This window comes from Prevotella sp. P5-108 (assembly GCF_002251385.1).
Classification (GTDB): domain Bacteria; phylum Bacteroidota; class Bacteroidia; order Bacteroidales; family Bacteroidaceae; genus Prevotella.
This window is the reverse complement of the sequence record NZ_NPJJ01000057.1, coordinates 89,552-116,255: the sequence shown is the minus strand read 5'-3', so window position 1 is coordinate 116,255 and position 26,704 is coordinate 89,552. Positions and strand designations below refer to the sequence as shown.

At 56.9% G+C, this 26,704-nt stretch carries 17 protein-coding genes; 10 read left to right on the top strand and 7 right to left on the bottom strand.

Annotated features, from left to right (window positions below):
- Positions 1–25 precede the first annotated feature (25 nt).
- The 6 genes from CIK95_RS11105 to CIK95_RS11080 all read right to left on the bottom strand — a co-directional run bounded on the left by CIK95_RS11105 (position 26) and on the right by CIK95_RS11080 (position 10,464).
- Positions 26–3,295, bottom strand: a complete 3,270-nt coding sequence (locus CIK95_RS11105; RefSeq protein ID WP_094388172.1) for an efflux RND transporter permease subunit — start codon at positions 3,293–3,295, stop codon at positions 26–28.
- A 37-nt stretch (positions 3,296–3,332) separates the two neighbouring features.
- A complete protein-coding gene (locus CIK95_RS11100) occupies positions 3,333–4,544 on the bottom strand; it encodes an efflux RND transporter periplasmic adaptor subunit (protein ID WP_094467013.1) in 1,212 nt (403 codons plus the stop codon).
- A 393-nt stretch (positions 4,545–4,937) separates the two neighbouring features.
- A complete protein-coding gene (locus CIK95_RS11095) occupies positions 4,938–6,050 on the bottom strand; it encodes an energy transducer TonB (RefSeq protein ID WP_144007815.1) in 1,113 nt (370 codons plus the stop codon).
- Positions 6,047–6,553, bottom strand: a complete 507-nt coding sequence (locus tag CIK95_RS11090) for a DUF4251 domain-containing protein (protein WP_094467011.1) — start codon at positions 6,551–6,553, stop codon at positions 6,047–6,049. Before CIK95_RS11090 ends, CIK95_RS11095 begins: the two co-directional genes overlap by 4 nt.
- Before the next feature lie 218 nt (positions 6,554–6,771).
- Positions 6,772–9,282 carry an outer membrane beta-barrel family protein gene (locus CIK95_RS11085; RefSeq protein WP_254046461.1) on the bottom strand — a complete coding sequence of 837 codons (2,511 nt, stop codon included), beginning with the start codon at positions 9,280–9,282 and terminating at the stop codon, positions 6,772–6,774.
- A gap of 372 nt (positions 9,283–9,654) precedes the next feature.
- Positions 9,655–10,464 (bottom strand): helix-turn-helix domain-containing protein, encoded by an 810-nt coding sequence (locus tag CIK95_RS11080; RefSeq protein WP_022311689.1) that lies wholly within the window; start codon positions 10,462–10,464, stop codon positions 9,655–9,657.
- Positions 10,465–10,648: 184 nt separating this feature from the next.
- Here CIK95_RS11080 and CIK95_RS11075 point away from each other — a divergent pair, with 184 nt between their 5' ends.
- The 3 genes from CIK95_RS11075 (at position 10,649) to CIK95_RS11065 (ending at position 14,624) form a co-directional block, all read left to right on the top strand.
- Positions 10,649–11,881 (top strand): TolC family protein, encoded by a 1,233-nt coding sequence (locus CIK95_RS11075; RefSeq protein ID WP_094467010.1) that lies wholly within the window; start codon positions 10,649–10,651, stop codon positions 11,879–11,881.
- A 71-nt stretch (positions 11,882–11,952) separates the two neighbouring features.
- Entirely contained in the window at positions 11,953–12,987 is a 1,035-nt protein-coding gene (locus CIK95_RS11070) for an HlyD family secretion protein (protein ID WP_371591421.1), read from the top strand.
- Between the two features lie 20 nt (positions 12,988–13,007).
- A complete protein-coding gene (locus tag CIK95_RS11065) occupies positions 13,008–14,624 on the top strand; it encodes a hypothetical protein (protein ID WP_094467008.1) in 1,617 nt (538 codons plus the stop codon).
- A 254-nt stretch (positions 14,625–14,878) separates the two neighbouring features.
- Here the strand turns inward: CIK95_RS11065 and CIK95_RS13220 are convergent, their stop codons facing one another.
- Entirely contained in the window at positions 14,879–15,058 is a 180-nt protein-coding gene (locus tag CIK95_RS13220) for a hypothetical protein (RefSeq protein ID WP_158215133.1), read from the bottom strand.
- A 157-nt stretch (positions 15,059–15,215) separates the two neighbouring features.
- Between CIK95_RS13220 and CIK95_RS11055 the strand changes: the two genes are divergently transcribed.
- The 7 genes from CIK95_RS11055 to mutL all read left to right on the top strand — a co-directional run bounded on the left by CIK95_RS11055 (position 15,216) and on the right by mutL (position 26,507).
- Positions 15,216–17,750, top strand: coding sequence for an outer membrane beta-barrel family protein (locus CIK95_RS11055; protein ID WP_094467007.1), 2,535 nt, complete (start codon positions 15,216–15,218; stop codon positions 17,748–17,750).
- A 513-nt stretch (positions 17,751–18,263) separates the two neighbouring features.
- On the top strand, positions 18,264–19,748 hold the full coding sequence (guaB, locus tag CIK95_RS11050) for an IMP dehydrogenase (protein ID WP_022311684.1): 1,485 nt from the start codon (positions 18,264–18,266) through the stop codon (positions 19,746–19,748).
- 24 nt (positions 19,749–19,772) lie between these two features.
- The gene (locus CIK95_RS11045; RefSeq protein ID WP_094467006.1) at positions 19,773–21,203 is read left to right on the top strand and encodes a peptidylprolyl isomerase; all 1,431 of its coding nucleotides are present in this window, start codon (positions 19,773–19,775) and stop codon (positions 21,201–21,203) included.
- Positions 21,204–21,206: 3 nt separating this feature from the next.
- Positions 21,207–22,655 (top strand): peptidylprolyl isomerase, encoded by a 1,449-nt coding sequence (locus CIK95_RS11040; RefSeq protein ID WP_094467005.1) that lies wholly within the window; start codon positions 21,207–21,209, stop codon positions 22,653–22,655.
- Positions 22,652–24,325, top strand: coding sequence for an OstA-like protein (locus tag CIK95_RS11035; protein WP_022311681.1), 1,674 nt, complete (start codon positions 22,652–22,654; stop codon positions 24,323–24,325). The genes CIK95_RS11040 and CIK95_RS11035 overlap by 4 nt, the downstream gene beginning before the upstream one ends.
- Positions 24,309–24,683, top strand: coding sequence for a hypothetical protein (locus CIK95_RS11030; RefSeq protein WP_094467004.1), 375 nt, complete (start codon positions 24,309–24,311; stop codon positions 24,681–24,683). The genes CIK95_RS11035 and CIK95_RS11030 overlap by 17 nt, the downstream gene beginning before the upstream one ends.
- Positions 24,684–24,695: 12 nt before the next feature.
- A complete protein-coding gene (gene mutL, locus CIK95_RS11025) occupies positions 24,696–26,507 on the top strand; it encodes a DNA mismatch repair endonuclease MutL (RefSeq protein WP_094422578.1) in 1,812 nt (603 codons plus the stop codon).
- Positions 26,508–26,704: the final 197 nt, after the last annotated feature.

Below are 26,704 nucleotides of genomic sequence, written 5' to 3'. Positions count from 1 at the left end.
TTACTTCAAGTTATTGGTCGGTTTACTACTTCTTGGTCAGTCCTCTGTGGTGGGCGGCAGAGGCATACTGCTCCAGCTCGGCGGCAGCTTCCTCGTTGGTCTCGTCCTCGAACTTGAGCGGACTAATGCGCTCCTGGAGCCACTGGAATACCACGAAGAGGGCGGGCACTACGAATACCTGGATGGCGGTACCGATGAACATACCTCCCACGGCGGCGGCACCCAGAGTCTGGTTACCGTTCTTGCCTACACCCGAAGCAAACATCAGTGGCAGCAGACCGATAACCATGGCCAGTGAGGTCATCAGGATAGGACGCAGACGGGCTGCGGCTCCCAGGATGGCCGAGTACTTGATGGCCATACCCGTGCGGCGGCGCTCAAGGGCGAACTGCACGATAAGGATGGCGTTCTTGGCCAACAGACCGATAAGCATAATCAGCGAAATCTGCATGTAGATGTCGTTGGAGTGGCCGAAGAGGTTGGTGAAGATAAACGCACCAGCCAGACCGAAGGGGATGGACAGCACTACCGACAGAGGCAGGATGTAGCTCTCGTACTGCGCACTCAGAATCAGGTAAACGAATACGATACAGAGTACGAAGATGATGGCGGTAGAGTTGCTCGACTCTGCCTCAGAGCGGGTAAGACCAGAATACTCGTAGCCGTAGCCGTCGGGCAGATTGTCCTTGGACACCTCAGAGATGGCCTTGATGGCCTCACCGGTAGAGTAGCCCGTATTGGGGGTAACCGACACGTTGATAGAGGTGAAAAGGTTGAAACGGTTCACGTTGGACGGTCCGTATACTCGGCGCAGGTTGATAAACTCGCTTACAGGCGACATCTGGCCCGACGAGGTGCGCACGTAGATGTTGGACAGATCCTCGGGGCGCATACGGCTCGACACGTCACCCTGTATCATTACACGATAGAGCTTGCCGTAGGCGTTGAAGTTAGACGCATACATACCTCCGTAGTAGCCCTGCAGGGTGGCGAGCACCGTAGAGGGTGAGATGCCGGCCTGCTTGGTCTTGGCTACGTCTACATCCACCATGTACTGGGGATAGTTGGGGTTGTATGAAGTCATGGCGTTCTGTATCTCGGGGCGCTTGTTGAGCTCGGCGAGGAAGTTCTTGGTCACCTCGAAGAAGCGGTTCAAGTCGCCACCGGTCTTGTCCTGCATGGTCATCGTCACACCGCTCTGGGCAGAGAAGCCAGGAATCATAGGAGGGCCGAAGGCCAGAATCTGGGCGTCCTTGATGGTCGCGGTCTGCTTGTAGATCATGCCCAGCACTGAGCCCGACTCCATAGGATTGACGAAGAGGGCCTCGATGCCGCCGCCGGTAATCGCGCTCTTGATGCGGTGGAAGAAACCGCCAGGGCGCTCGTCGAATGGCTTCAGCTTGATGATGAAGGTGGCCTGGTCTGAGCCCTGGCCTGCGATGAAGTTGTATCCGATGATGGCCTCACGCCGCTGGATGGCGGGGTTGCCTGCCAGCATCTTGTCTACCTGGTCCACAATCTTCAGCGTGCGCTCCTGGCTGGTACCAGGGGCTGCCGAAATGGTCACAAAGAGGGTACCGGTATCCTCGTCGGGCACAAGTCCGGTCTTGGTGGTAGCCATCAGGATGACCAGCACGGCAATACCTGCGACTATCGTACCGGCGGTTATCATGCCGTGGCGGATAATCCACTCGACACCACCTTTATACTTATTGGTAATCTTCTCAAACTGGTAGTTGAAGCCAGCGTGGAAGCGGTCAATGAACGACTTGGCCTTGTGGCTGTCGGCGTCGTCGGCATGGGGCTTCAGCAGCATGGCACAGAGGGCTGGCGACAGGGTGAGGGCGTTGATGGCGGAGATGACGATAGATACGGCCATGGTCACACCAAACTCGCGATAGAAGGTACCGGATGTGCCGCCCATGAATGACACGGGGATAAACACAGCCGACATTACCAGCGTGATGGAGATGATGGCACCCGAAATCTCGTTCATCGCGTCGATAGAGGCGGTCAACGCGCTCTTGTAGCCCTGGTCCAGCTTGGCGTGGACGGCCTCGACTACCACGATGGCATCATCGACCACGATGGCGATGGCCAACAGCAGCGCCGAGAGGGTAAGCAGGTTGACGGAGAAACCGAATATCCAGAGGAAGAGGAAGGTACCTATGAGCGCCACAGGTACGGCAATCATAGGGATGAGGGTCGAGCGGAAGTCCTGGAGGAAGATATACACTACCATGAATACCAGCAGCAGCGTGATGATGAGGGTAAACACTACCTCCTCGATAGAGGCGTAGAGGAACTCGGTCACATCCTGCTCGATGGTGTACTCCAGTCCGGGAGGGAAGCTCTTGCTGGCTTCAGCCAGGGCTTTCTTCACGTCGGTGGCTATCTGGGTGGCGTTAGAGCCGGCAATCTGCTGTACCATACCCATCACGGCGGGCTGGCCGTTGTTCTTCAGACTTACGGCGTAACTCAGACCGCCCAGTTCGATGCGTGCCACATCACCCAAGCGCAGGGTCTGACCTGTGGTGTTGCTCTTGAGCAGTATGTTCTCATACTCGGGCACGGTCTTCAGACGACCCTTGTAGCGCAGCACATACTCGTAAGCCATATCCGAGTTCTCGCCAAACTTACCTGGGGCAGCCTCGATGTTCTGCTCACCCAGGGCGGTTGAAATATCAGAAGGTACGAGTCCGTACTCCTTCATCTTCTCGGGCTTGAGCCATATACGCATAGAGTAGTTACGCATAGAGGGACTCTGCACATCACCCACACCGGTAATACGCTTAAGCTGGGGGATGACGTTAATCAGCGCGTAGTTGGTAACGAACTCGTCGTCGTAGCGGCCGTCCTCGGAGGTGATAGAGAACATTATCACGTTGGATGTCTGGCGTTTCGACACGGTCACACCCACGCGGGTTACTTCGGCGGGGAGCAGCGCCTGTGCTTGAGACACGCGGTTCTGCACGTTTACGGCTGCCATATCGGGGTCAGATCCCTGCTTGAAGAATACGGTGATGTTGGCCATACCGTCGTTGGTGGCCGACGAGGTCATATAGGTCATGTTCTCCACACCGTTGATGCTCTCCTCGAGCGGTACGATGACAGAGTTGAGCACCGTCTGGGCATCGGCACCGGTATAGGTGGTCGATACCGAGATTGTAGGCGGTGCGATATCGGGGTACTGCTCCACTGGCAGCGATATCAGACCGATGGTACCCAGCAAGACGAAGAAGATGGAGATTACCGTCGAGAGTACCGGTCGTTTGATAAAGTTTGTAAATGTCATGATTTACTTGTTTTCTTATACCTTATTATATATATGCTTACTTCTTCTTGCCGCTCATGGTGGCAGCGAAGTCGTGGGCGTTGCCCTGGCTCTCGGCCAGCTTGGCTGCCTCGTCTATCTTCTGCTGATAGCGTTGCTCGGTGATGGGGACAATCTCCATACCGTCGGTGAGCTTGGTGATACCCTTGGTCACGATGCGGTCACCCACGTGCAGACCCGAGGTCACGATATAAGTCTGGCCGTCGTTCTGGGGGTTGATGGTTATCTCGGTATATTTCACCTTGTTGTCCTTGGTCACTACATACACGAAGGTCTTGTTCTGTATCTGTGAGCAGGCCTCCTGAGGTATCTGGATGGCACCCTGGTCTACCGAGGGCACGATGATGGTGCCGGCGCCGCCGCTCTTCAGCAGCTTGTCGGGATTGGCAAAGTGGGCTATCAGAGATACCGAACCGGTAGTGGCGTCGAGCACACCGCTCATCTTGACTACCTTGCCGGGATGGTTGTAGATAGAGCCGTCGGCCAACTTCAACTTCAGCTCAGGGAAGGAGGCGATGGCAGCCTGGGTGCTGCCGTTGGTCTTGCTCAGAGCCAGCAGCTCGCTCTCAGAGACTGAGAAGAACACCTCTACGGTGCTTACGTCCGACACCGTGGTCAATGCCTGACCCGACGCGCTTACCAATGCGCCAGCCTTGAAGGGCAGACTGCCCACTACACCGGCTGCCGGGCTCTTCACACTGCACCATGCCAACTGCTCGCGGGCAGCGGCAAGAGCGGCCTCGGCCTGGGCAAGTTGAGCCTGGGCTGTGGCGTAAGAGTTGGCAGAAGAGGTATACTCATACTGGCCGATGATGGCCTTGTCATACAGTTTCTTGTTGTTGTCCATGGTCAGCTTGGCGGTGCTCAGCTGAGCCTTGGCGGTGCTGACGGCTGCCCGGGCCTGACGCACGGCAGCGGCATAGGTCTCGCTGTCGATGGTGAAGAGCACCTGACCGGCAGCTACGGTCTGACCCTCATGCACCAGAACCTTGGTGATGAAGCCTGACACCTTCGGACGTACCTCTACATCCTGAATACCTTTGATGGTGGCGGGGTAGGTGGTCTGCAGCGCAGCGTTCGACGATGCTATCGTGCGTACGGCAAACTCGTTGTCACCGAAGTTGGGCATTCCGCCACCACTTTTCCCACATGAAGCTAAAAGAGTAGCCCCGATACAGGCTACCACAAGCGAGAATTTTCTTACTTTCATACCTAATTATGCTATTAATATTGATGTTTCAATTGTATCCCTAAACACGACACTGTAGAAAACCTACAGCGGTCAAAAAGTTTTTTGACACTGCAAAGTTAATAAACTTCTCAGTAACGTAGTTCAGTTTTGTGCGTATTTTAACAATAATTGTACACTTTTTTCTGATTTTTGTGCCATTTGTCGTATCTGGTTGACATAGTGCAATTTGCGTGGCTTTTTCGCCGCCTGTCGCCAGGCTTGTCACCACCGCTTTCGGCACCCTTTTCTGCCGCTTCCCGACCCTTGAAGACAACACCAGCGGCGTGGAGCATAACTCTGCGTCGCTGGAGGGTGTCTTGGCATCGCTGGAGGATGCCTCTGCGCAGCTGGAGATGACCCACCGTGCGATTTCTATTTCTTCAGCACTATGGGCAGCATGCACCACACGTTGGCTGGCTTGCCTCCCACCGTTCCTGGTGCCCATGCGGGCATGAGTCGGGCTGCGCGCATCAGTTCGCGGTCAATCCCGGGCGTGGCACTGCTCACCACACAGGGGCGGCGTATGTGTCCGCTGGCGTCTACGATGAAGGCAATGACGGCGCGAGCCCCTGCAGGAAGCCGCTCGATAGCCACAGGGTCGAGTCTGAGGTTGCGAGCCAGATAGTTCATCAGGCTCTCGCCGTTGAAGTCAAATCGGGGAGCCTGGTCGGCATGGGTGTATACCGTGTCGCCATCCACGCGCGTGGGCAGCATATACTGGTCGGTGAGGAGAGTGACGCTGCCGCTCATGAGCCGCTTCACGTTCTTGGTCACGATGCTCCTGATGCGGTCGGGAGCCACCAGCGTGGTGAAGGGGGTGATGCGCTCGCCGTCGGTGCAGCACATGTCTATCAGCAGTGCGTCGTCAGCGAGACAGGCATCGTTTACCTGTAGCGTATAGATGTTGTCGGGCAGCGGGGTGTGGGTTCCGGCGAGCAGGTTGTAGACGACGTCGTCGCCGTAGTACCCGTCGCGCAGTCGGTTGATGCGCAGCAGGTCGGCATCGCGCATGATTGTGCCGCTGCCGAGGTCATACGTGACCAGCATCGACACCGTATCGCCCTTTTGCGTTGAGTTCTGCTCGGGCGAGCATACATAGCTGGCTCTCATCGAGATATAACTGTCGGCACGGTGACCTATCAGCTTGAGCGTACAACTGACGTAGCAGAAGCGGCTGTCGTCGGGGATAGAGTCAAACTGCCGAGTCACGGGCTTGCCAAAGCGTGCGAGAAAGCGGGTGTAGGCACTGTCGAGCGTCGAGTGCTCGTTGCCGAGCAGGGTGCGTGTCAGCAGCCGCTGCAGAGGCACCGCCGCCGACCCGTCGACCATCTCGGGCCACTCCATGTCTATGTCTATCACGTTGGTCTCAGCCCCCCGCTGGTAGAGCAGATGCTCCTTGACATAGCGGGCACAGTAGCGAGGATTGGCGTGGGCGCCCATAGCCGTCACCACTATACCTATTATATATAGTATAAGGCGTCTCATCGGCGCGCCTCCTTGGTGATGTTACCGTTATAGCGTATGCGGTCGCGCTGCCGGCTGTCTACCGTCAGGTCTACCACGCCCGACGGATAGATGTGGACCGTGTATACGTACGAGTCTTCCTCGTTCTCCACCCATATCTTCATCTGCTGCTCGCCTTTCTTCATCTCTGTCAGCGTCCATCGTTTCATCGGCTCCGAGAAGTCGAGCCCCTTGCCGCCGCCGTAGGGCACCTCGTAGGCACGGCCGAAGTAGGGGAGATACGAGCGCAGCGTGTCGCCGTGAACCTGGATGCCGTAGTCGTAGTTGAGATGGCGCATCGAAGCACCCTGGGGGAATACAGCCGACACCTCCACGCCGAAGCGGCGGCTTTTTACCAGGCTGTCGGTCTCCTGGGCTATCAGGGTCTGCCTGACGAGTTTCTCCGTCTGGCTCAACTTCTGCACGCCACAGGCGGTGAGTGCCAGCGTGGCGATGATGACTGTCAGTGTCTGTTTGGTTTTCATGCTTGTTGTCGTTATCTGAATGTCGGTTTCAAAGATACTCACATTTATCTTACCGACAAAGGTTTGGCACAAAAAAAATGCAGCCGTGCTGCATTTTTCTGAGTGTCGCGTGTCGATGCGCGATGTCCCTTGCTGTCTTTCTGGCCGCTTTCTCTGTCTTTCAGCCTGTCGCTGGTGGCTCTGATGTCAGCCAGAGCCGTGCCGGGGCAGGCTCTGCGCTAACCCTTGCCGCCACCGCCGCCCTGCTTCACGTCGTCGTTTTCCACGCTACGCTCTGCACGCTTCACCTGGGCCTTGAGCTTGCCGATGCGCAGGCTTGCCGACACGCCAAACGTGCGCTGGCTGTATCTGCTGCTTGATGCTGTGTAGTAGTTAGGGCCCCTCTGCTCGTCGCGCCATGTCATATATCCCTTGAAGGGATTGACGATGAATACCGAGAGATTGAGTCTCTTGTCCATCAATGTCTTGTTGAGCGAGTAGGAGTCCTGGAAGAACCCGCAGCTCTTGCCCTGCAGCATGATTTCAGGTGTGCTCTTGTAGATGTTTGCGCTCACTGTCCATGTCTTGGCGATGGTCTGCTGCACGCCGAGATTGACGTTGGCTACCCATCCATGGTTGCGCAGCTCCTGGCCGTCGCTCATGCTCTTGTATCCGCCCTGTCCGTTGAGTGTGATGCGTGTGTCTGTCCAGGGGTTCCAGTTGACATACGCGCTCAGAGCCGCTCTCTGCGTCTCGCCTATGTTGGCATAGGTGGTGTAGAGCACCTCTTTGCCCGTGGGGTGGGGCAGCCCCGCGATGTCGCGGTCGTCGGTGAGACGGGTGATGCTCTCGATGCTGTTGTTGTTGAAGCGGTAGCTGGCGGTGAGGTTATAGGTGAGCTTGCTCGAGTAGTTGCTGTACTGCAGGCTGATGTCGTGGCTCTTCTCCGACACCAGGTTGGGGTTGCCCTGCATGATGTTCTGTGGGTCCCGGTCTACGAGATAGGGATTGAGAAACCATATACCCGGACGGTAGATGCGCATCTTGTAGCCCAGTGCCACGTTGGAGGCTTCGCCGAGCTTGTAGCCCAGACGGGCGGAGGGCACCACGTCGTCGAAGTCCTTGTGGAAGTCGGCGCCGCGACCCAGCAGATACTTTACCTTCTGCAGCGTGTGCTCATAGCGCATGCCCAGACGTGCCGACCACTTGTCTTTCTGGTAGCCATAGCCCATATAGGCAGCCAGGATGTCGTTGCGGTGACGGTAGTGCGAACTGTTGTCGCTGTCGTAGGTCTCGTCGCTCTGTCCGGGTGCCTGCGTATACTTGTCGTTGTCCGAGCGGTTGTTGCGCAGTATGTATTTCACTCCCGTCTCCCAGTTGTGATACTTGGCGAAGGGCGTGGTGTAGTCTATCTGGAACGTGTGCTCCACAGAGAGCTGGTTGTCGGTGTTGCGCTGGTCGGCTATGCGGTTCATGAAGGCGTCCCAGTCGGCATTGCTGTACCTGTCGGTATATCTCAGCCGCTGTTCGCTGTCAGAGGGGTCGCTGTCTATGCGGTAGGAGAGGGTGAGGCGTCGGTCTTCTACGCTGAACGAGCGCTGGTAGTCTATGTTGGCATACAGTCCGTTCCAGTTGGCGCGGTTGTTACGGTGGATGCCATATCCGTAGAGGCGTTCGCCCGTGGCGGGTAGGGTAGACGAGACGTCGCTGTCAAAGTCGTAGTTGCTGTGATAGCGGCTGATGGAGATTGAGCCCGAGAGCAGTCTGAGCGAGTCTATCTCGTAGCTTGCGTCCAGGTTTCCGCCGTGCCAGATGGAGTGCCCGCGGTCAGTCGATGTGGTCACGTCGCGCTGGGTCTCGTTGCCGCTGTCGTCGGTCTTGACCACCAGCTGGTCGCCATGGCTCTTAGGCTGCCACTGGGGGTAGGCATTGTAGCTGGCGCTCATGGTGAGCTTGCCCTGCTTCACGGTGGCAAAGACGCCGGTGCTCACGTGGTGGTTGCTGGCTCCGGCAGAAAACGAGGCATTATATCCCTCGGGGCCGCTGCCGGTGGTGATGATGTTGAGTATGCCGCCCACGCCCTCGGCATCGTATTTGGGTCCGGGGTTGGTGATTACCTCTATCTTCTTGATGCTCGATGCGGACATGCTCTTGAGTATCTCCTTCGGGTTCTTGGTCATCATGTTGTTGGGCTTGCCGTTCACATAGATTTTGAACGAGCTGTTGCCGTTGACCCGTATGTTGTCCTGCCCGTCTACAGTCACCATGGGCACCTTCTTGAGCATCTCTATCACTGTGTTGGTGTTGGCCTCGGGGTCGTCCTCCACGCTGTAGGCTATCTTGTCTACATCGGCCTTGACCAGCGGCTTGTAGGCCACCACCTCGACCGTCTCCAGCTGGTTGCCGCCGTCCTGCAGGAGCAGCGTGCCCAGGTCTATGGTGCGTGTGGTGGCGTCTACGGTGTAGGCGCGCTGCATCGGCTTGCGTCCCATCGACCTTACCATGAGCAGATAGCTGCCCGTGCCGCTTGAGCTGATGCTGAAGCGGCCCTTGATGTCGGTGAGCGCTTGCTTTACGGGCTTGGCTGCCGAGTCGGCTCTCGCTATGGTCAGCGTGGCGTAAGGCTCGCCCTCGTGGGTGACCGAGTCGGCCACCACGCCTGTGATGGTGTAGCTGTGCTGGGTGTTCTGTGCTTTGGCGCATAGCGCGAGCATCAGTATGAGCGCCATGCTTATCAGGGTCTGTTTCATTGTCATGTCTGTTTTGGTTGTTGCAGCGTAGGGCATCGTGGCCATCGGTGCCATCGGCGCGGTTACACTACTAAAGACGATTGAAACGCCGATTATGGATGCCGCAGCCCCGTTTCTTAAGATTGTTTAACGCTGACAGCGCGCCCGCCGCCATGTCTGTCGCCGTGGAGGTCATGGCTGTCGGCTCGTAACATAAGTCACGAGCCCGCGTGCCTTATGTCACGAGCGCACGTATCGTAAGTCACGAGCTCTCGTACCTATTGAAACGAGCCGGCGGGGGCGCTCCCCACGTCGCCCATGAGGGTTGCCCCACCATCTGGTCATGCACGCTCTGCCGGGCTGCGTGGCTTGCGGCTCCCGCTGCCGTGCAGCCTACTGGCGCAGACGGTACTGCTGTGGCGACAGCCCCGCATGATGGCGGAAGTAGCGGGTAAGAGCGCTCTGGTCAGAGAAGTTGTAGTCGTCGGCTATCTGCTTCAGACTGCGCTTGGAGGTACGCAGGGCGAGCTTGAGCCTCAGCATGATGTACTCGTCGATGATGCGCTTGGGCGATACGCCAGTCCTGTCGCTGACGATGAGCCCCAGATACTTGCGCGAGATGTTCATGCGCTGCGCATAGTAGTTTACCTCGTGTCCCAAGCGGTATTCGTCTTCGAGCAGCTGCATAAACCGGTTGAACAGCTCTACCTTGCGCTGGGTGCCGCGGTCATTGCCCGGCTCGCGGGGATTGGCGAGCAGATAGTCGTAGAAACCCAGGAAGAACGCCTGCAGCTGCAGGGTCACGATGCGGTCGGTGAGCGTGTAGTGTTCTACGGTGAAATAGAAGCGGAAGATACGGAACATGCTGTCTACGACATGGGCGATGAGCTCGGGGTAGCCACACCGGCGGTCGGCCCTGAGCGTATCGTAGACCGTGTGCTCGATGTTGAGGCTCGCCGTACGCAGTATGTCGCTGCTGTAGATGATGGCGTCGGCAGAGAAGTCGTCATCCATCATTTCCCATTTTATAACATCTCCAGGAAACATGATAAGCACGCTCTCGCCCTGCATATCCCAGTGGTCGAAATTGATACGTACCGAGGCGATGCCCCTGTGGCTGTAGATGATGGCTCCCCGGTCGAGTGTGTGGCTCTCGCCGTCGATGACGGCACTGCTGATGGTGGTAAGTTGGGTCTCTTGCATGCTGCAAAATTACTCCAAGTTTCCCAAAATGTCAAATTCTGGCGTATTTTTATTCACTGTTGCTTCCCAAATAGTAACTACCTTTGCACCGATTTTTAGAAAAGATATGAACTGAAGACTATTCTATGCGATAACCGTGTGTATCGCCATTACGACCAACGCTCATGCTCAGAATGAGCACAGGATGACTATCGGAGACATGTATGGATTGATAGACCAGCACAACCGCACCATCCGCGCGGGCAAGACTGCTGTGGCAGCTGCCGACGAGGGTGTCAGGGCAGCCCGCAGCCAGCGTCTGCCCGATGTGGGAGCCCAGGTCTCTGCCAGCTATATCGGCAATGCAGTGCTTACCGACCGCGACTTTGCCCATGTGCATGGCCTCCATTCGCCCCACTTCGGCAACCAGCTGGTGGTAGATGCCCGCCAGACCGTCTATGCCGGCGGAGCCATCGATGCAGGCATCCGTCTGGCACAACTGGGTGCCGACCAGGCTCGGGCCGAGCTGGCTCTCAATCTGCAGAACCAGCGCTTCATCGCTCTGGGCCAGTATCTGGACCTGATGAAGACCGCAAACCGCGAGAGGGTGGTAGAGAACAACATCGCGCTCACCCAGAAGCTCATCGACAACATTACCGAGAAGCAACAGCAGGGCGTGGCGCTCAAGAACGACATCACCCGATACGAACTGCAGATGGAGCGGCTCCGTCTGAGTCTTACCCAGCTGCACAACAGCCGCCGCATACTCAACCACCAGCTCTGCAACACGCTCGGACTGCCTATAGACTATGCGATAGAGCCTGCCGACGATGCCTGCTCTGCCCTCTATGGCAAGGATGGCGAAGCCTACTGGCAGACTGCAGCCGTGGCGGCAAGCCCTAAACTGGTGATGGCGGGCGTGGGCGAGCAGATGGCACGCCAACAGGAGCGCATCGCCAAGAGCGAACTGCTGCCCAAGGTGGCTCTCGTGGCGCAGAACAACTTCAACGGCCCCATCACCTTTGAACTGCCGCCCGTAGACAAGAACCTCAACGTGTGGTATGTGGGCGTGGGCGTGCAGTATCAGCTGTCGGCGCTCTTCAAGAGCAACCGCAAGCTGGCGCAGGCCCGGCTCAACTCCCGCAACGCCGCCGAGCGCAAGGAGGTGGCTGCCGAGCAGGTAAACAACGACATACAGGCTGCCTACACCCTCTATCTGCAGAGCTATGCCGAGCTCGAAACCCAGCAGAAGAGCGTGGAGCTGGCGCGCCAGAACTATCAGGTGGTCAACAACCGCTATCTCAACCAGCTGGCGCTCATCACCGACATGATAGACGCTACCAATATGAAGCTCGACGCCGAACTGGGCGAGGTCGATGCGCGCATCAACATCGCCTATGCCTATTATAAGATGAAGTACATAGCCGGGCAGCTGTAGCCACCGGCACCCCTACACCCCATACCCTATACACCAACCCAAGGGTCGCCACCGGCAGACCCGCAACAACCATCAAGATGAAGAATATCAAGAAATACGTTTACAACAGCATGGTGCTCCTGCTCATTGTAATCGGAGCCAGTATCGTCATTGTCAATTTCGGCCACTTCGGCCATGTAGAGTTTACCGACAACGCCCGTGTGCGCCAGCACGTCACTCCCCAGAACACCCGTGTGCAGGGTTTCGTCAAGGAGGTAAGGTTTGAGGAGTTCCAGCACGTCAAGAAGGGCGACACCCTGGTGGTCATCGAGGACACCGAGTTTCGTCTGCGTCTGGCCCAGGCCCAGGCCGACCTTGCCCGCGCCGAAGAGGGCTCCAAGGCCACTGGCTCCAGCATAGCCACCACCGAAGCGGGCATGCAGGTGACCGATGCCAGCATCGAGGAAGCCCGTGCCCATCTGGACAACGCCCGTCGCGAGGACGCCCGCTTCGAAGCCCTGCTCGCCAAGGAGGCTGTGACCCGCCAGCAGTATGACAACGTGCATACTGCCTACCTCAGTGCCAAAGCCCGATACGAGCAGGCGGCTCGCTCGCGTGCCACCCAGACCAGCGTCAAGACCGAGCAGGGCCACCACCTCTCTGCCTCTATCAGCACGCTGCGACTCGCCCAGGCTGCCGTCCAGCTGGCCCAGCTCAACCTCTCCTACTGCTACATCATCGCCACCTGCGACGGCGTGGTGGGTACCAAGGACATCCAGGAGGGCATGCTCGTGCAGCCCGGTCAGACACTGGTAAACATCGTCGATGCGGGCAGTCTGTGGGTCGAGGCTAACTACAAGGAGAGCCAGCTCGACCATATCCACGAAGGGTCTGAGGCGCAGTTCACCGTCGATGCCGTGCCCGGTATCGTCTATCGGGGTCGCGTGGAGCGCATCAGCCGTGCCACGGGCAGCGCCTTCTCGCTCCTTCCCGTCGACAATGCCACTGGCAACTTTGTCAAGGTCGAACAGCGCGTCACCGTGCGCATCGCCCTCGACGGCAACAGCGCCAAAGACCTTGCCCGCCTGCATGCCGGGTACAACGTGGAGTGTGAGGTGAAATACTGATTACGACGCCAAGGACGATTATGATACCAATGCCTCCTCCCCCACAGACAGCAGGCATGGGCTTCAATATGCCCATGTTCCGCGACTGGGTGCCACGGTGCATCCGGCCGTGGATATATGTGCTGTGTGCGTTCTGCATCCAGTTCTCTGGCAGTATGTACCTGGGTTCGCTTGAGGCCATCCAGGGTTCCACCAACTTCATGATAGAAGACCTGATGATGCTGCTCTATGCCAGTCTTGCCGGCATGGCCATCTACTTCCCCATGCTCTTCCGCATGAAGTTCCGCTTTACCAACCAGCAGCTGCTCATCACCTCGGCGGTGGTCATAGCCGTGACCAACCTCGTGACCATCCATACCACCTTCATGCCGCTACTGCTGGTGGTGTGCTTCATAGGCGGTATGGCCAAGCTGCAAGGCACCTTTGAGTTGATGAGCAACATCCAGCTGTGGATAACTCCCCGCCGCGACTTTGCCGTGTTCTTCCCCGTGCTCCACATCGTGCTGCTCACGTCTATCGAGGGCAGCGCCTTCCTGGCGGCTTGGTTCGGCTATCACTTCACCTGGCAGATGATGCACGTATTCATCATCGGCGCCATGTGCGTGGTGGTGGGCGTGCAGCTGGTGATGTGCCGTCCCTTCTGCCCCATGCCCAACAGGATAAGCCTGCGTGGCATCGACTTCTGCAGCGGTCTGCTTATCAGTCTGCTCATGCTCGTGCTGTCCTACATCTTTGTCTATGGCGACTACAAGATGTGGATGGACAGCCGCACACTGCGCATCCTGACGGGCGTGGCGCTGGCTCTGGCGGGCGTGGTGGTACACAGGCTGCTCAGGGTGGGCAATCCCTATGTAGACCTGAGAATCTTCAGGCTGCGCAACATAGTGCCCATCATGGTGGTGGTGACAATGGGCGAGCTTCTCTTAGGCTGCGAGCACACCCTCGAGGAAATACTCTATACCGAGGTGATACGGCTGGAAGAGCATACCAAGGCACAACTGCTCTTATGGGCACTGCCCGGCGTCTATCTGGGCATAGCCATCGACCTGTTGTGGCTCAAGGTGATGAAGTGGAAGGTGTGGAAACTCTTTGCCCTTGGCTTCGGCTTCATCCTGGCTTATGCCCTGCTCATGTACTTCAGACTCGACATGCAGGTCAACATCGAGCAGTTCCGTCTGCCTATCATCTGCCGCGGTGCGGCTTATGCCATTCTCGCCGCCACGCTCATGTGGGCTCTCAACGAGTCTGCCCCCAGTCTGGAACAGTTCTTCATGGGGCTCTTCGTGTTCAATATCTTCCACATGTATCTCGCCGGTGCTGCCGGATATGGCATCTACACCCACTGGTTCTCCTGGTTCATGAACGACGACATAGCCCGCTACGGCCAAGGGCTCACGCTGACGCGTCTGGACCTGTCGCAGATGAATTACCCTGCCTTTATGGAGCAGTATATACGCAGTATGATGAGCGTAGCCCTCAAGCAGATTTACGGCATCGTGGTCTGGATGAGCGGCTGCATGACTCTGCTCTTCCTGGCGCTCGACATACCGGCGGTGAGGACCAATGTGCGCAAGGTGCCGCTATGGCCTGTCTATGGCATAGAGTATCTCGGCAGATTGGCGCAGCGTCTGAAATAGGCTGCCCATACACCCGGACCGCCTCTTGTCGCCTCTGGCAAGAGGCAGGGGGTGCGTGCGTATCGTCTGGAAACGCATAAGACCGACAAGGGTAGTGGCGCGTCTATATATAATATAATGTATATAGGGCGGGCGCAACGACAAGCGGCTTGAAAGGGTGGGCAACGCCACTCTCTCAAGCCGCTCTTCCTGTATAGTCAGCCAAGGAGTGATTTTCGCTGGCGGATCAGAACCTGAGGTGCTCATCCATAAGCCTAATCGTTTGCAATAACTTTTCTGCCGGTTACACGGCGCAGTCTGTGGTCATCCTCTCGCCTGGGCAGAGCCATGCGGCATCTCTGCAACGGCAGCAGAGGGTGGCAGAGCAGGTCGGCAGCCGTCGCCCGATGGTGGAAGTGGCTGCCGGAGTGGTCATCGGCGACACAAATGGTCACATAATCAGCGTGGAAATGAAAAAAATGCACGGGGAACGTAAAAAAACGAGGAAAAAGATTGCCATATCGTTTTTTCTTTTTACATTTGGACATTCCTTTCTAATCCAGGAGTTTTGCGGAGCTACGCTTTGTGAATGTGTAATAAAACTATAAGCCTATGAAACCACTATCAATGATGCTGACAGTACTGGCTGTCATGTTTGCGATGCCGATGGGCGCTCAGACGCCCGCCACTGTCCCGATGTGTAAGGTTACGGGAACGGTGATGGACAAGGAGACCGGCGAGCCCGAGATGATGGCCACCGTATGCGTGGCACACAAGTCGCTGCCTGGCACCGGCGTGAAGAAGGTGCTGGCCGATAGCGTTGGCCGATTTGAGGTGGTGGTGCCCGTCATGCCCGGCCAATACACCGTCACCGCAGCCATGGTGGGCAGAGTGGCTGAGCCCCGTCGCTTCGCTCTGACGGAGGGACAGGAAGTCATGGACATAGGGGCCGTCTATGTCGCCGATGATGTGAAGATGCTGAAAGAGGTAACGGTGGATGCACAGAAACCGCTGGTGACGATGGATGTGGACAAGCTGACCTACGATGTGGCGTCGGACCCCGACGCCAAGATACTGCGACTTTCGGAGATGATGGGCAAGGTGCCACTGATAAGCGTAGACGGCGACGGCAATATAGAGATGAATGGCACCAAGAAGTTTCTCATCCTGCAGAACGGTCGCAAGACCGCCGTCACGCGCAACCCCAAGGAGGTGCTGCGCAGTCTGCCTGCCGAGATGGTCAAGAGCATTGAAGTCATTACCTCGCCGGGTGCCCGGTATGATGCCGAGGGTATAGGCGGCGTTATCAACATCGTGATGCGCTCGCAGTATGAGGGCCATCTTACCACCCTGTCGGCCGATGCAGGTACGGTGGCCTACAACGGCAGCGTGATGACGATGAGCAAGATAGGACGGTTTGCCTTTGACGCCGACTTCTCTTACAACCGCATACTGGCGCCCGAGGACAGGACGTCGCTGCTGCGCAATGGCTACGGCGCGGGTGGCACCACCCAACTCAGGAGCGTGAACAGCACCAAGTCGCAGGACAACACCGAGTTTGCCTCGGTCAACGCCAGCTACGAGATAGACAGCGTGCAGATGATCACCTTCTCGCTGATGGGTATGGCTGCCCAACAGCACATGATGAGTGACGAGCGTACCGGCATGTGGAGCCAGGGCAACAGTCAGGCAGACTACTCGTATCTGCGCCATGGCAATCTGAAGAACTCGATGCTCAACGGCACCCTTAATCTGGACTACCAGCGCAACGGAAGACGCAACCACCAGCGCGTCACCACGCTGTCGTATCAGCTGAGTACCGGTCCGTCGCACAGCAAGGACATCACCCAGTATGCCGACATCGTGAGTGGCGGCATGGCGAGCCTGATAGAACAGCTCCAACTCTATGACAACCGCTCCAACCGTGACAACAAGACCAACGAACACACCCTGCAGCTGGACTATAGCACACCGCTGGGGCGGCAGCACACGCTGGAAGTGGGCGCCAAGTACATCCTGCGCAACAACGAGAGCCAGAACGACCTCTATGACAGCAGGGCCATGTCGGGGCAGTGGGCCCACAACGACCTGCGGAGCAACCACTACAAAAACCGCAATGACATCGTGGGCGGTTATCTCAGCTATACCTACCGCGGAAAGACCGTCTCGGTGATGCCGGGCCTGCGCTACGAATATACCTATCAGGACATCAAGTATCTGGCAGGGCCCATAGGCGCAGAGGGCAACTACTCGAGCCACTACGCCAACGTGGTGCCGTCGGTGAGGGTCAACCTGAAGCTCGCCAAGGCCCAGTCGCTGAGGCTGGAGTACGGCAAGAGGCTGGCACGCCCCAGTATATACTATCTCAACCCCTACTTCAACAACCTGAACCCGCAGAACATCGTGCAGGGCAACAGCAGCCTGGACGCAGAAAACAGCTATAACCTGGGCGCCACCTATGGATGGTTTACCCGCAAGACCAACCTCAGTCTGAGCCTGAGTTACCGCCATCTGAGCAATGGTATCGAGAGCTACAGCAGACTGATAGGCGAAGGGGGCGAGTATTTCGACAACGGCAAGCACTATGCCGCGCCCGGTGCCGTCTATACCACCTATCTCAATGTAGGCAAGGTGGAGCGTACGGCTGTGAATGTCTACTACAAGTGGAACCTCACCTCCAAGCTCTGGCTCACGCTGAGCATGGGAGCCGCCTATATAGACCTCAGAGCGCCCAGCCGCCAGCTGCAAAACCACGGATGGACCGGCAACGCAGACCTCAACCTGTCGTGGAGGCTGCCGGCAGACATCTCGCTCTATGCCATCCTGTCGGCGCGGTCGAGAGACGTCACGCTGCAGGATAGGGTAGACGGTCTCGTGTATAACTACTTCTCGCTGTCGCGGCCGTTCCTGCGCAGCAAGCGCCTCATCGTGTCGCTGCGTGCCGCCGACCCGTTTCATAAGTGGCTCACCCGTACCACTTATACACAAGGCCCCGGCTATCAGAGCCAGTCGGACAGACGCTATTCGCGTCAAGGCATCAGCATAGGCGTCAGCTATCGTCTGGGCGACATGAAGTACTCCAAGACCAAGCGCTCGCGTCACTCTATCTATAATGACGACCTGAAGAAAGCGCCCACGGCGAAGTAGCGCCGAACACCCCACCGCGACGGGCAAGGCGTAGACGGGCAAGGAGATGGACAAGCACCGGGCAGAGGGCTGCGGCAAAGGTACGCCGGCGACCGCAGACTCTGCCGGGATGCTGTATAATGTAGATGCGAGGCGCGATAGGAGTATTTCGCGGCAGGATATGACGATTGCAGACTGTGAAATGACTGTTTCGCGGTCTGCAATCAGTCTGGTGATGGTCACGGCGACATCTGAGGGTGTCGGCTTTGCGGTGTCTTGCTGCTCCTTGATAATGTCTCGCCGCTTCCTGCCAGTGTCGGTGCGCTCCCTGCTGCCGTCAACCACCGCGGTCTGGATAGAGACTACGGTCGTGGTCGTAATCGTCGTGAGGCATCTCGGATGTGTAAGAGCGGGCCTGATGGGAGTCGCCCTTTCAGCGTTAAATACAATTAATTGTGATAGAAAATCGGGAAAACACACTCGTGAATGAATTTTTATTGCTAAATTTGCATGCAATAAATTTCAAAAATACATATGTCATCATTTGTTGCAGATAAAGTAGTGATGGACGGTCTCACTTTCGACGACGTCCTCTTGATTCCCGCTTATTCAGAAGTGTTGCCCAAGACGGTAGAGTTGAAAACCATGTTTTCGCGCCATATTGAGCTCAATGTGCCTTTTGTGACGGCTGCCATGGACACCGTGACCGAGTCGTCGATGGCCATCGCCATTGCCCGCGAGGGAGGTATCGGTGTGATACACAAGAATATGAGCATCGACGACCAAGCCCGTCAGGTGGCAATCGTGAAGCGTGCTGAGAACGGTATGATCTACGACCCCGTGACCATACGCAAGGGCCGCACCGTGCAGGATGCGCTGGCCATGATGCACGACTACCACATCGGCGGCATACCCGTAGTGGATGAGGAAAACCATCTGGTAGGTATCGTCACCAACCGCGACCTGCGCTTCGAGCGTCGCCTGGACAAGACCATCGACGAGGTGATGACCAGCGAAAATCTGGTGACCACCCATCAGCAGACCGACCTGGCTGCGGCTGCACAGATACTGCAGGAACATAAGATAGAGAAACTCCCGGTGGTAGATGCCGAGAACCATCTCGTGGGTCTTATCACCTATAAGGATATTACCAAGGCCAAGGACAAACCTATGGCCTGCAAGGACGACAAGGGTCGTCTGCGTGTGGCTGCCGGAGTGGGCGTCACCAAGGACACGCTGGAGCGCGCTGCAGCCCTGGTGGGCGCAGGTGCCGATGCCATCGTGATAGACACAGCCCACGGTCACTCACTGGGCGTGGTAGAGAAGCTGCGCGAGGTCAAGGCTGCCTTCCCCGGTATAGACATCGTGGTGGGCAACGTGGCTACAGGTGCCGCAGCCAAGATGCTGGTAGACAATGGCGCCGACGCCATCAAGGTGGGCATCGGCCCGGGCTCAATCTGTACTACACGTGTGGTAGCCGGTGTGGGTGTGCCCCAGCTGAGCGCTGTCTACGACGTCTACTCTGCACTCCAGGGTACTGGCGTGCCACTGATTGCCGATGGCGGTCTGCGCTATTCGGGCGACATTGTCAAGGCTCTTGCTGCCGGCGGTTCGTCGGTGATGATAGGTTCGCTCGTTGCCGGTACCGAGGAAAGTCCTGGCGATACCATCATCTTCAACGGTCGTAAGTTCAAGAGCTATCGCGGTATGGGTTCGCTCGAGGCTATGGAGCAGAAGAACGGCTCTAAGGACCGCTACTTCCAGGGCGACACCACCGATGTGAAGAAGCTGGTGCCCGAAGGCATCGCCGGCCGCGTGCCCTACAAGGGAACGGTTCAGGAGGTTATCTACCAGCTCATTGGTGGACTGCGCTCGGGTATGGGCTACTGCGGAGCTGCCACCATCGACCTGCTGCACAATGCCAAGTTTACCCGTATCACCAATGCAGGTGTGCTGGAGAGTCATCCCCACGACATCACCATCACCAGCGAGGCGCCTAACTACAGCCGCCACGAGTAATATATATAAAAGGTATAGAGCAAGATGAAACAAACAACAATACTACTGATGGCTGCCGCACTCTGGTGGGGCAGCCCAGTTCATGCTCAGAGCGACCCCGTCATCATGACGGTCAACAACAAGCCTGTGCTGCGCTCGGAGTTTGAGTACTCGTACAACAAAAACAACAATGCGGGCGTCATAGACCGCAAGAGCGTGAAGGAGTATGTCGATTTGTTCATCAACTACAAGCTGAAGGTAGAGGCGGCTCTCGACGCGAAACTGGACACGATGGAGTCGTTTCGCAAGGAGTTTGCCACTTACCGTGACCAGCAGATACGTCCATCGTTTGTCACACCCGAAGACGTGGAGGCCCAGGCCAAGAGCGTCTATGCCGAATACCGGCAGCGTGTGGACGGCAACGGCGGACTGGTAAAGCCGGCGCATATCCTCGTGATGCTGCGCCAGAAGACCACTCCGGAGAAGGTGGCTGCAGCCAAGGCGCGCATAGACTCAATCTACAGCGTGCTGCAGGCGGGAGCCGACTTTGCCGACGTGGCTCGCCGTCTCTCTGACGACAAGGGCTCTGCCCAGCAGGGTGGTGAACTGCCGTGGATAGAGCACGGACAAACGCTCAAAGAGTTTGAAACCCAGGCTTACGCCCTCGAGAAAGGGCAGATGAGCCGTCCCTTTGAGTCGCCGGCAGGATGGCATATCATCCTGATGAAAGACCGCCGCATGTGTATGCCCTACGACACACTGCGCGCGTCAATCCTGCAGTTTGTAGAACGCAGGGGAATGGTTGAGGCAATAATCAACCAGCGCATTGACTCGATAGCGCGCCAGCAGGGCAGCAATGTGTCGCACGAAGAGGTGCTCACCGCCCGCATGAAGGAGCTCGAGGCCAAGCAGCCCGAGCTGCGCTATCTTATCCAGGAGTATCACGACGGTCTGCTGCTCTTTGAAATGAGCAACCGCACCGTATGGGAGAAAGCCCAGAACGACAAGGAAGGTCAGGAAAACTACTTCAAGGCCAACCGCAAGCGCTACAAGTGGACTGAGCCTCACTACAAAGGCATTGCCTATCACACCCGTACCAAGGCAGACATCGCCGCGGTGAAAAAGGCGGTGAAGGGGCTGCCCTTTGACAAATGGGCTGAGCGGCTGCGCACCACATTCAACAATGACAGCATCCTGCGCATACGCGTAGAGAAAGGTATATTCGTCAAAGGCGACAACAAAACCATCGACCGACTGGTCTTCAAGACCGGCGATGAGGCCAAGCCCAACAAGGACTTCCCCTTCGACGCCGTCTATGGCAAGAAACTCAAGGCCCCTAAAGAGGCAGCCGACGTGAACGCCCTCGTGGTGGCCGACTATCAGGAGTATCTCGAGGAGAAGTGGGTCGGGGAGTTGCGTAAGCGGTATACTTTCACGGTCAACGAGGATGTGGTAAACACGGTAAACAAACATTAGAAGATGAAGAATATATATAAAATAGGTATAGGTGCCGCCGCCCTCACGCTGATAGCCGGCGGCAACGCGATGGCTGGCAAGGGCCAGTGGGTCATGAAAGGCCAGGCGCCCAAAGATACCGTCAAGGTAGCTAAAGACACAGTGGCCAACGTGCCCGAGTCGGCTGTGGTCGACGAAGTAATCTGGGTGGTGGGCGACGAGCCCATCCTCAAGTCGGATGTCGAGACTATGCGCCTGCAGGGACAGATGGAAGGCATGCAGTGGAAAGGAGACCCCGACTGTGCCATCCCTGAACAGATGGCAGTGCAGAAGCTCTTCCTCCATCAGGCCGAGATAGACTCTATCGAGGTGTCTGAGAGCGAAGTGACCACAAGCATAGACCAGCAGATCAACTACTGGATTTCGATGGCGGGCTCAAAGGAGAAGCTCGAAGAGTATCGCAACCAGACCGTAGCCCAAATGCGCCAGCAGATGCGTGATGAATTCAAGAACCAGCAGCGTATAGAGAAGATGCGCAAGGAACTGGTAAAGGATGTGGCGACGACTCCGAGCGAGGTGCGCAAGTACTTCGACAAGCTGCCCGTAGACAGTCTGCCCTTCGTGCCAGTAGAGGTCGAGGTGCAGATTATCACCCGCCAGCCCAAGGCTACCCGTGAAGAGATAAACAAGGTCAAGGAGGAGCTGCGCAACTTCACCGACCGCGTAACCCGTGGCGAGACATCGTTTGCCACGCTGGCGCGCCTCTACTCAGAGGACCCAAAATCAGCCCGAAGTGGCGGTGAGCTCGACTATGTAGGCCGAGGTATGCTCGACCCAGCCTTCGCCAATGTGGCATTCAACCTCACCGACCCCAAGAAGATTTCCAAGATTGTGGAGTCTGAGTTCGGTTTCCATATCATCCAGCTCATCGACAAACGAGGCGACCGTATCAAGGTGCGCCATATCCTGCGCATACCCAAGGTAGACCATGAGGTGGTCGAGAAGACGCGCCTGCGCCTTGACTCTATCGCCGACGAAATCCGCGAGGGCAAGTATTCGTTTGAAGAGGCTGCCTCTTACATCTCGGACGACAAGGATACCCGCAACAACAATGGACTTATGGCCACAAGCCAGACAGAGGAAGGCCGAACATCACGTTTCCAGATGAAGGCGCTGCCCACAGAGGTGGCACAGCAGGTGGAAAACATGCAGGTGGGCGATGTGTCAAAAGCCTTTGAGATGATTAACGCGAAGGGACAGAAGGTCTGCGCCGTCATCAAGCTCAAGAGCCGCATCCCCGGTCATCGCGCTACGCTGGCAGAGGACTACCAGCTGCTCAAGAACATCGTGCTCAACAAGATGCGCGAGGAAAAACTGCACAACTGGGTGGTCGACAAAATCAAACATACGTATGTTTGGATGGCCGACAGATACAAGAACTGTGATTTTGAATACCAAGGTTGGGTGAAATGACGAAAGGTAAACAAGTAAAGATATATTTATCAGGGCATAGAATTGCATTGGTCGCAGTTCTATGCTTTTTTGCGCTTTGCGTGCAGTCGGTGGTGACGCAGAAGAAGCACAAGCCCAAAGGCAAGGATGAGAAGATTTATCTCATCCATTCCGATGAACTCAAGTTTGACCACTATGGCATGAACCCCGATGCGCAGATAGCCAAGGGACGTGTCCACTTCCGCCACCAGGGTGCCGAGCTCTGGTGCGACAGTGCCTACTTCTTTCAGGAGTCCAACTCGGTGAAAGCCTTCGGCAACGTGCGCTTCCGTCAGGGCGACACGCTCTCGCTCACTTCCCGCTATGCCGACTACGACGGCGTGGAGCAGCGTATGGCGGCACGCTACAATGTGGTGCTGACCCACCGCAAGCAGGTGCTCAGAACCGACAGCCTCAACTACGACCGACTCTACAACTACGCTTACTTCCTTGAGGGCGGTGTGCTCGAGGACGGCAAGGACAAGCTCGTGGCTGACTGGGGAAAGTATAATCTTGAGACCCGCGAGGCTGTCTTCTACTACAATGTGCGTATGCGCAGCGAAGACACCGACATCGCCACCGACACTCTCTATTACGATACTCGCAAGTCGCAGGCCCATATCGTTGGCCCAGGTTCGACGATACATACCAAGGATGGCGTGGTGCTCACCACCGATGCCTACTATGACACCAAGACCGACAAAGCCCAGCTCTTCAATCGCTCACGACTCGAGGACAGTCAGAAGGTGCTCGAGGGCGACAGCCTCTTCTACGCCAAGGATGGCGACAGCTACGGCTACGGACGCGTGGTCTACATCGACAAGAAGAACAAGAACTCGCTCGTCTGCGATAAGCTCAAGTACAACGAGAAGACCGGCGAAGGCTATGCCACCAAGCGTGCGCTGCTCAAGGACTTTTCGCAGAGTGCCGACACGCTCTACGCCCATTCCGACTCTATCCGCATCTACACTTTCAATATCAATACCGACTCTGTCTATCGCAAGATACACTGCTACAACCACGTCAGCGTCTATCGCACCGATGTCCAGGCCATCAGCGACTCTATCGTCTTCAACAGCCAGGACTCCTGCATGACCATGTACAAGGACCCGGTGGTGTGGAACGGCGGCAGACAGTTGCTCGGCGAAGTCATACGCGTCTACATGAACGACTCGACCATCCGCTTTGCACAGGTAGACGGCCAGGCATTCTCGGTAGAGCAGTTGCCAGACAAGCAGCACTACAACCAGGTGTCGTCGCGACTGATGAATGCCTACTTCGAAGCAGGCAGCATACGCCAGACCGAGGCCATAGGCAACGTGAGGACCGTGTATTACTACACCGACGAGAAAGACAGTTCGCTTGTGGCGCTCAACTACATGGAGACCGACACCCTGCGCATGTTTCTCTCGCCCGAGCGCCAGTTGGAGAAGGTATGGGCAAGCAAGCCGCAAGGCACGATGTACCCCATGACGCAAATCCCGCCCGGCACGGAGCGCCTCGATGTCTTTGTGTGGCTCGAGGACCTGAAGCCCCGCGACAAGGATGACATCTTCAACTGGCGAGGTAAGAAAGCCGGCGAAGGACTCGTGGTGCGCAAGCGTCAGGAGGCCCCTCTCCAACATCTTGACCACGATGGGCTGGTTGAATAGCCGCAAGCCGCAAGGTTTCCACCATACCTATATTTATATAGATGAGCGCAACGAAGCCGTGCGCCGTCTCAGACAGAGTAGGGTGGAAGCGGCGGCAGATGAGGCTTCTCTTACCGCTGCGGGGGATGGCGCTGCTTCATCAGCTGATGCCGCCAAGCCGTCAGCCGACTCCGCCAAGCCATCTGCCGCCTCCGCCACTCCCGCGCCAGAGACCTCGTCAGCCGGACCGCTCTTCGTTTCGGCATTGGCAGAGCGACGCCGCCAGTCGCGCGATGCCGCCATGAGGTTGGTGGGCGCCATCGTCGTCCCGCTGCTCATGCTCTTTCTCGTTCTTACCATTTTTATCTTCCTCCTTTAGCAAATCATCATTATGAGCGATATTATCCAATTACTCCCCGACTCGGTGGCCAACCAGATAGCCGCCGGCGAGGTGATACAGCGTCCCGCCAGCGTCATCAAGGAACTGGTCGAAAACTCAGTCGATGCCGGTGCCCGTCACATTCAGGTGCTCGTGACCGACGCAGGTCGCACGGCGATTCAGGTAATCGACGACGGCAAGGGAATGAGCGAGACCGACGCCCGACTGTCGTTTGAGCGCCACGCCACGTCCAAAATCCGACAAGCCCAGGATCTCTTTGCACTCACCACGATGGGCTTCCGAGGCGAGGCGTTGGCTTCCATAGCCGCTGTGGCACAGATTGAACTGCGTACTCGCCAAGAAGCCGACGAGCTGGGCACCCATCTGTCTATCTCGGGCTCACGCTTCACAGGTCAGGAACCATGTTCGTGCCCGTCGGGAAGCAACTTCCTCATCGAAAACCTCTTCTACAACGTTCCCGCACGCCGCAAGTTTCTCAAGTCCAATTCCACCGAGCTCGCTAACATCGTCACCGCCTTCGAGCGCATTGCGTTGGTCTATCCCGACATTGCCTTTACCCTCTCGAGCAACGGCACCGAGATGTTCAATCTGCGCTCCGGAAGTCTCCGCCAGCGCATTGCCGACATCTTCGGACGCAAGATGGACAGCGACCTCATCCCCGTGGAGGTAGAGACCACCCTCTGCAGCATCAAGGGATATGTGGGCAAGCCCGAAACATCCAAGAAGAAAGGCGCCCAGCAGTATTTCTTTGTCAACGGGCGCTACATGAAGCATCCCTACTTCAACAAGGCGGTGATGGCAGCCTTCGAGCGACTCATACCGATGGGCGAACAGGTGCCATACTTCATCTATTTCACCATCGAGCCAGCCAATATCGATGTCAACATCCACCCCACCAAGACCGAGATAAAGTTTGAAAACGAGCAGGCCATCTGGCAGATTCTCTCTGCCGCTGTGCGCGAGTCGATAGGCGTCTTCAACGATGTGCCGTCCATCGACTTCGATACCGAAGACCGTCCCGATATCCCCGTCTTCACCCAGCACGCGCCCCAGGTCGAGGCCCCGCGCGTCAACTACAATCCCCACTACAACCCCTTTACCCCCGACACCTCGTTGCCGTCGTCATCAGTGCCCTGCGACTGGCAGCAGCTCTATGCCGACACACCCTCTGCCGACGCCAGCGAGGGCGAAGACTTCTTCGCCGCCAAGCCCGTGAGCAACGCCAATATCTCCGACGACCGTTCGCCCGTCCACTACCAGTACAAGGGCCGTTACATCATGACCGCCGTCAAGTCGGGCCTTATGATTATCGACCAGTGTCGCGCCCATTACCGCATCCTCTTCGAGAAATACCTCCTCCAGATGCAAAACAAGAAGGGTGACGCCCAGCGAGTGGTCTTCCCCGAGGTGCTGCAGCTCACCCCCGACGATGCGGCCATGTTGCAGGAGGTGATGCCCGAGCTCGTTGACATGGGCTTCGAACTCACCGACCTCGGAGCCAACAGCTATGCCGTCAACTCCATCCCCGCCGACATCGAGGGTATCAGCGTCACCGCCCTCATCACCGACATGCTGGCTGCCGCCCGCGAGAAGGGCAGTGGCATCAAAGACGATATCAATCATCGGCTTGCGTCGAGCATGGCCCGACATGCAGCCATCCCGCAGGGACAAGTGCTCAGCAACGTCGAGATGGAGAATATCGTCAACCAACTCTTCGCCTGCTCCAATGTCAACTATTCGCCCGACGGCAAAAACATCCTCTGCATCCTCAAACAGCAAGAGATAGAGAAACTGCTGGGCTAATCATCCCGCTCCAGCCTTACTCCAGCCCCGGTTCTGTCCTCTAAATCATCAAGAATGAGGCAGAACCGGGGTCTTTTGTTGCTCTTGGGTCCAGAAAATGGCGTCTCCAGGTTCATAAATGTGTAAAAAAGTGTTTATGCAATATAAATAAACTGAAATTACTTACGTATTTACGCTTTTTGTAACTATTTTTTTGA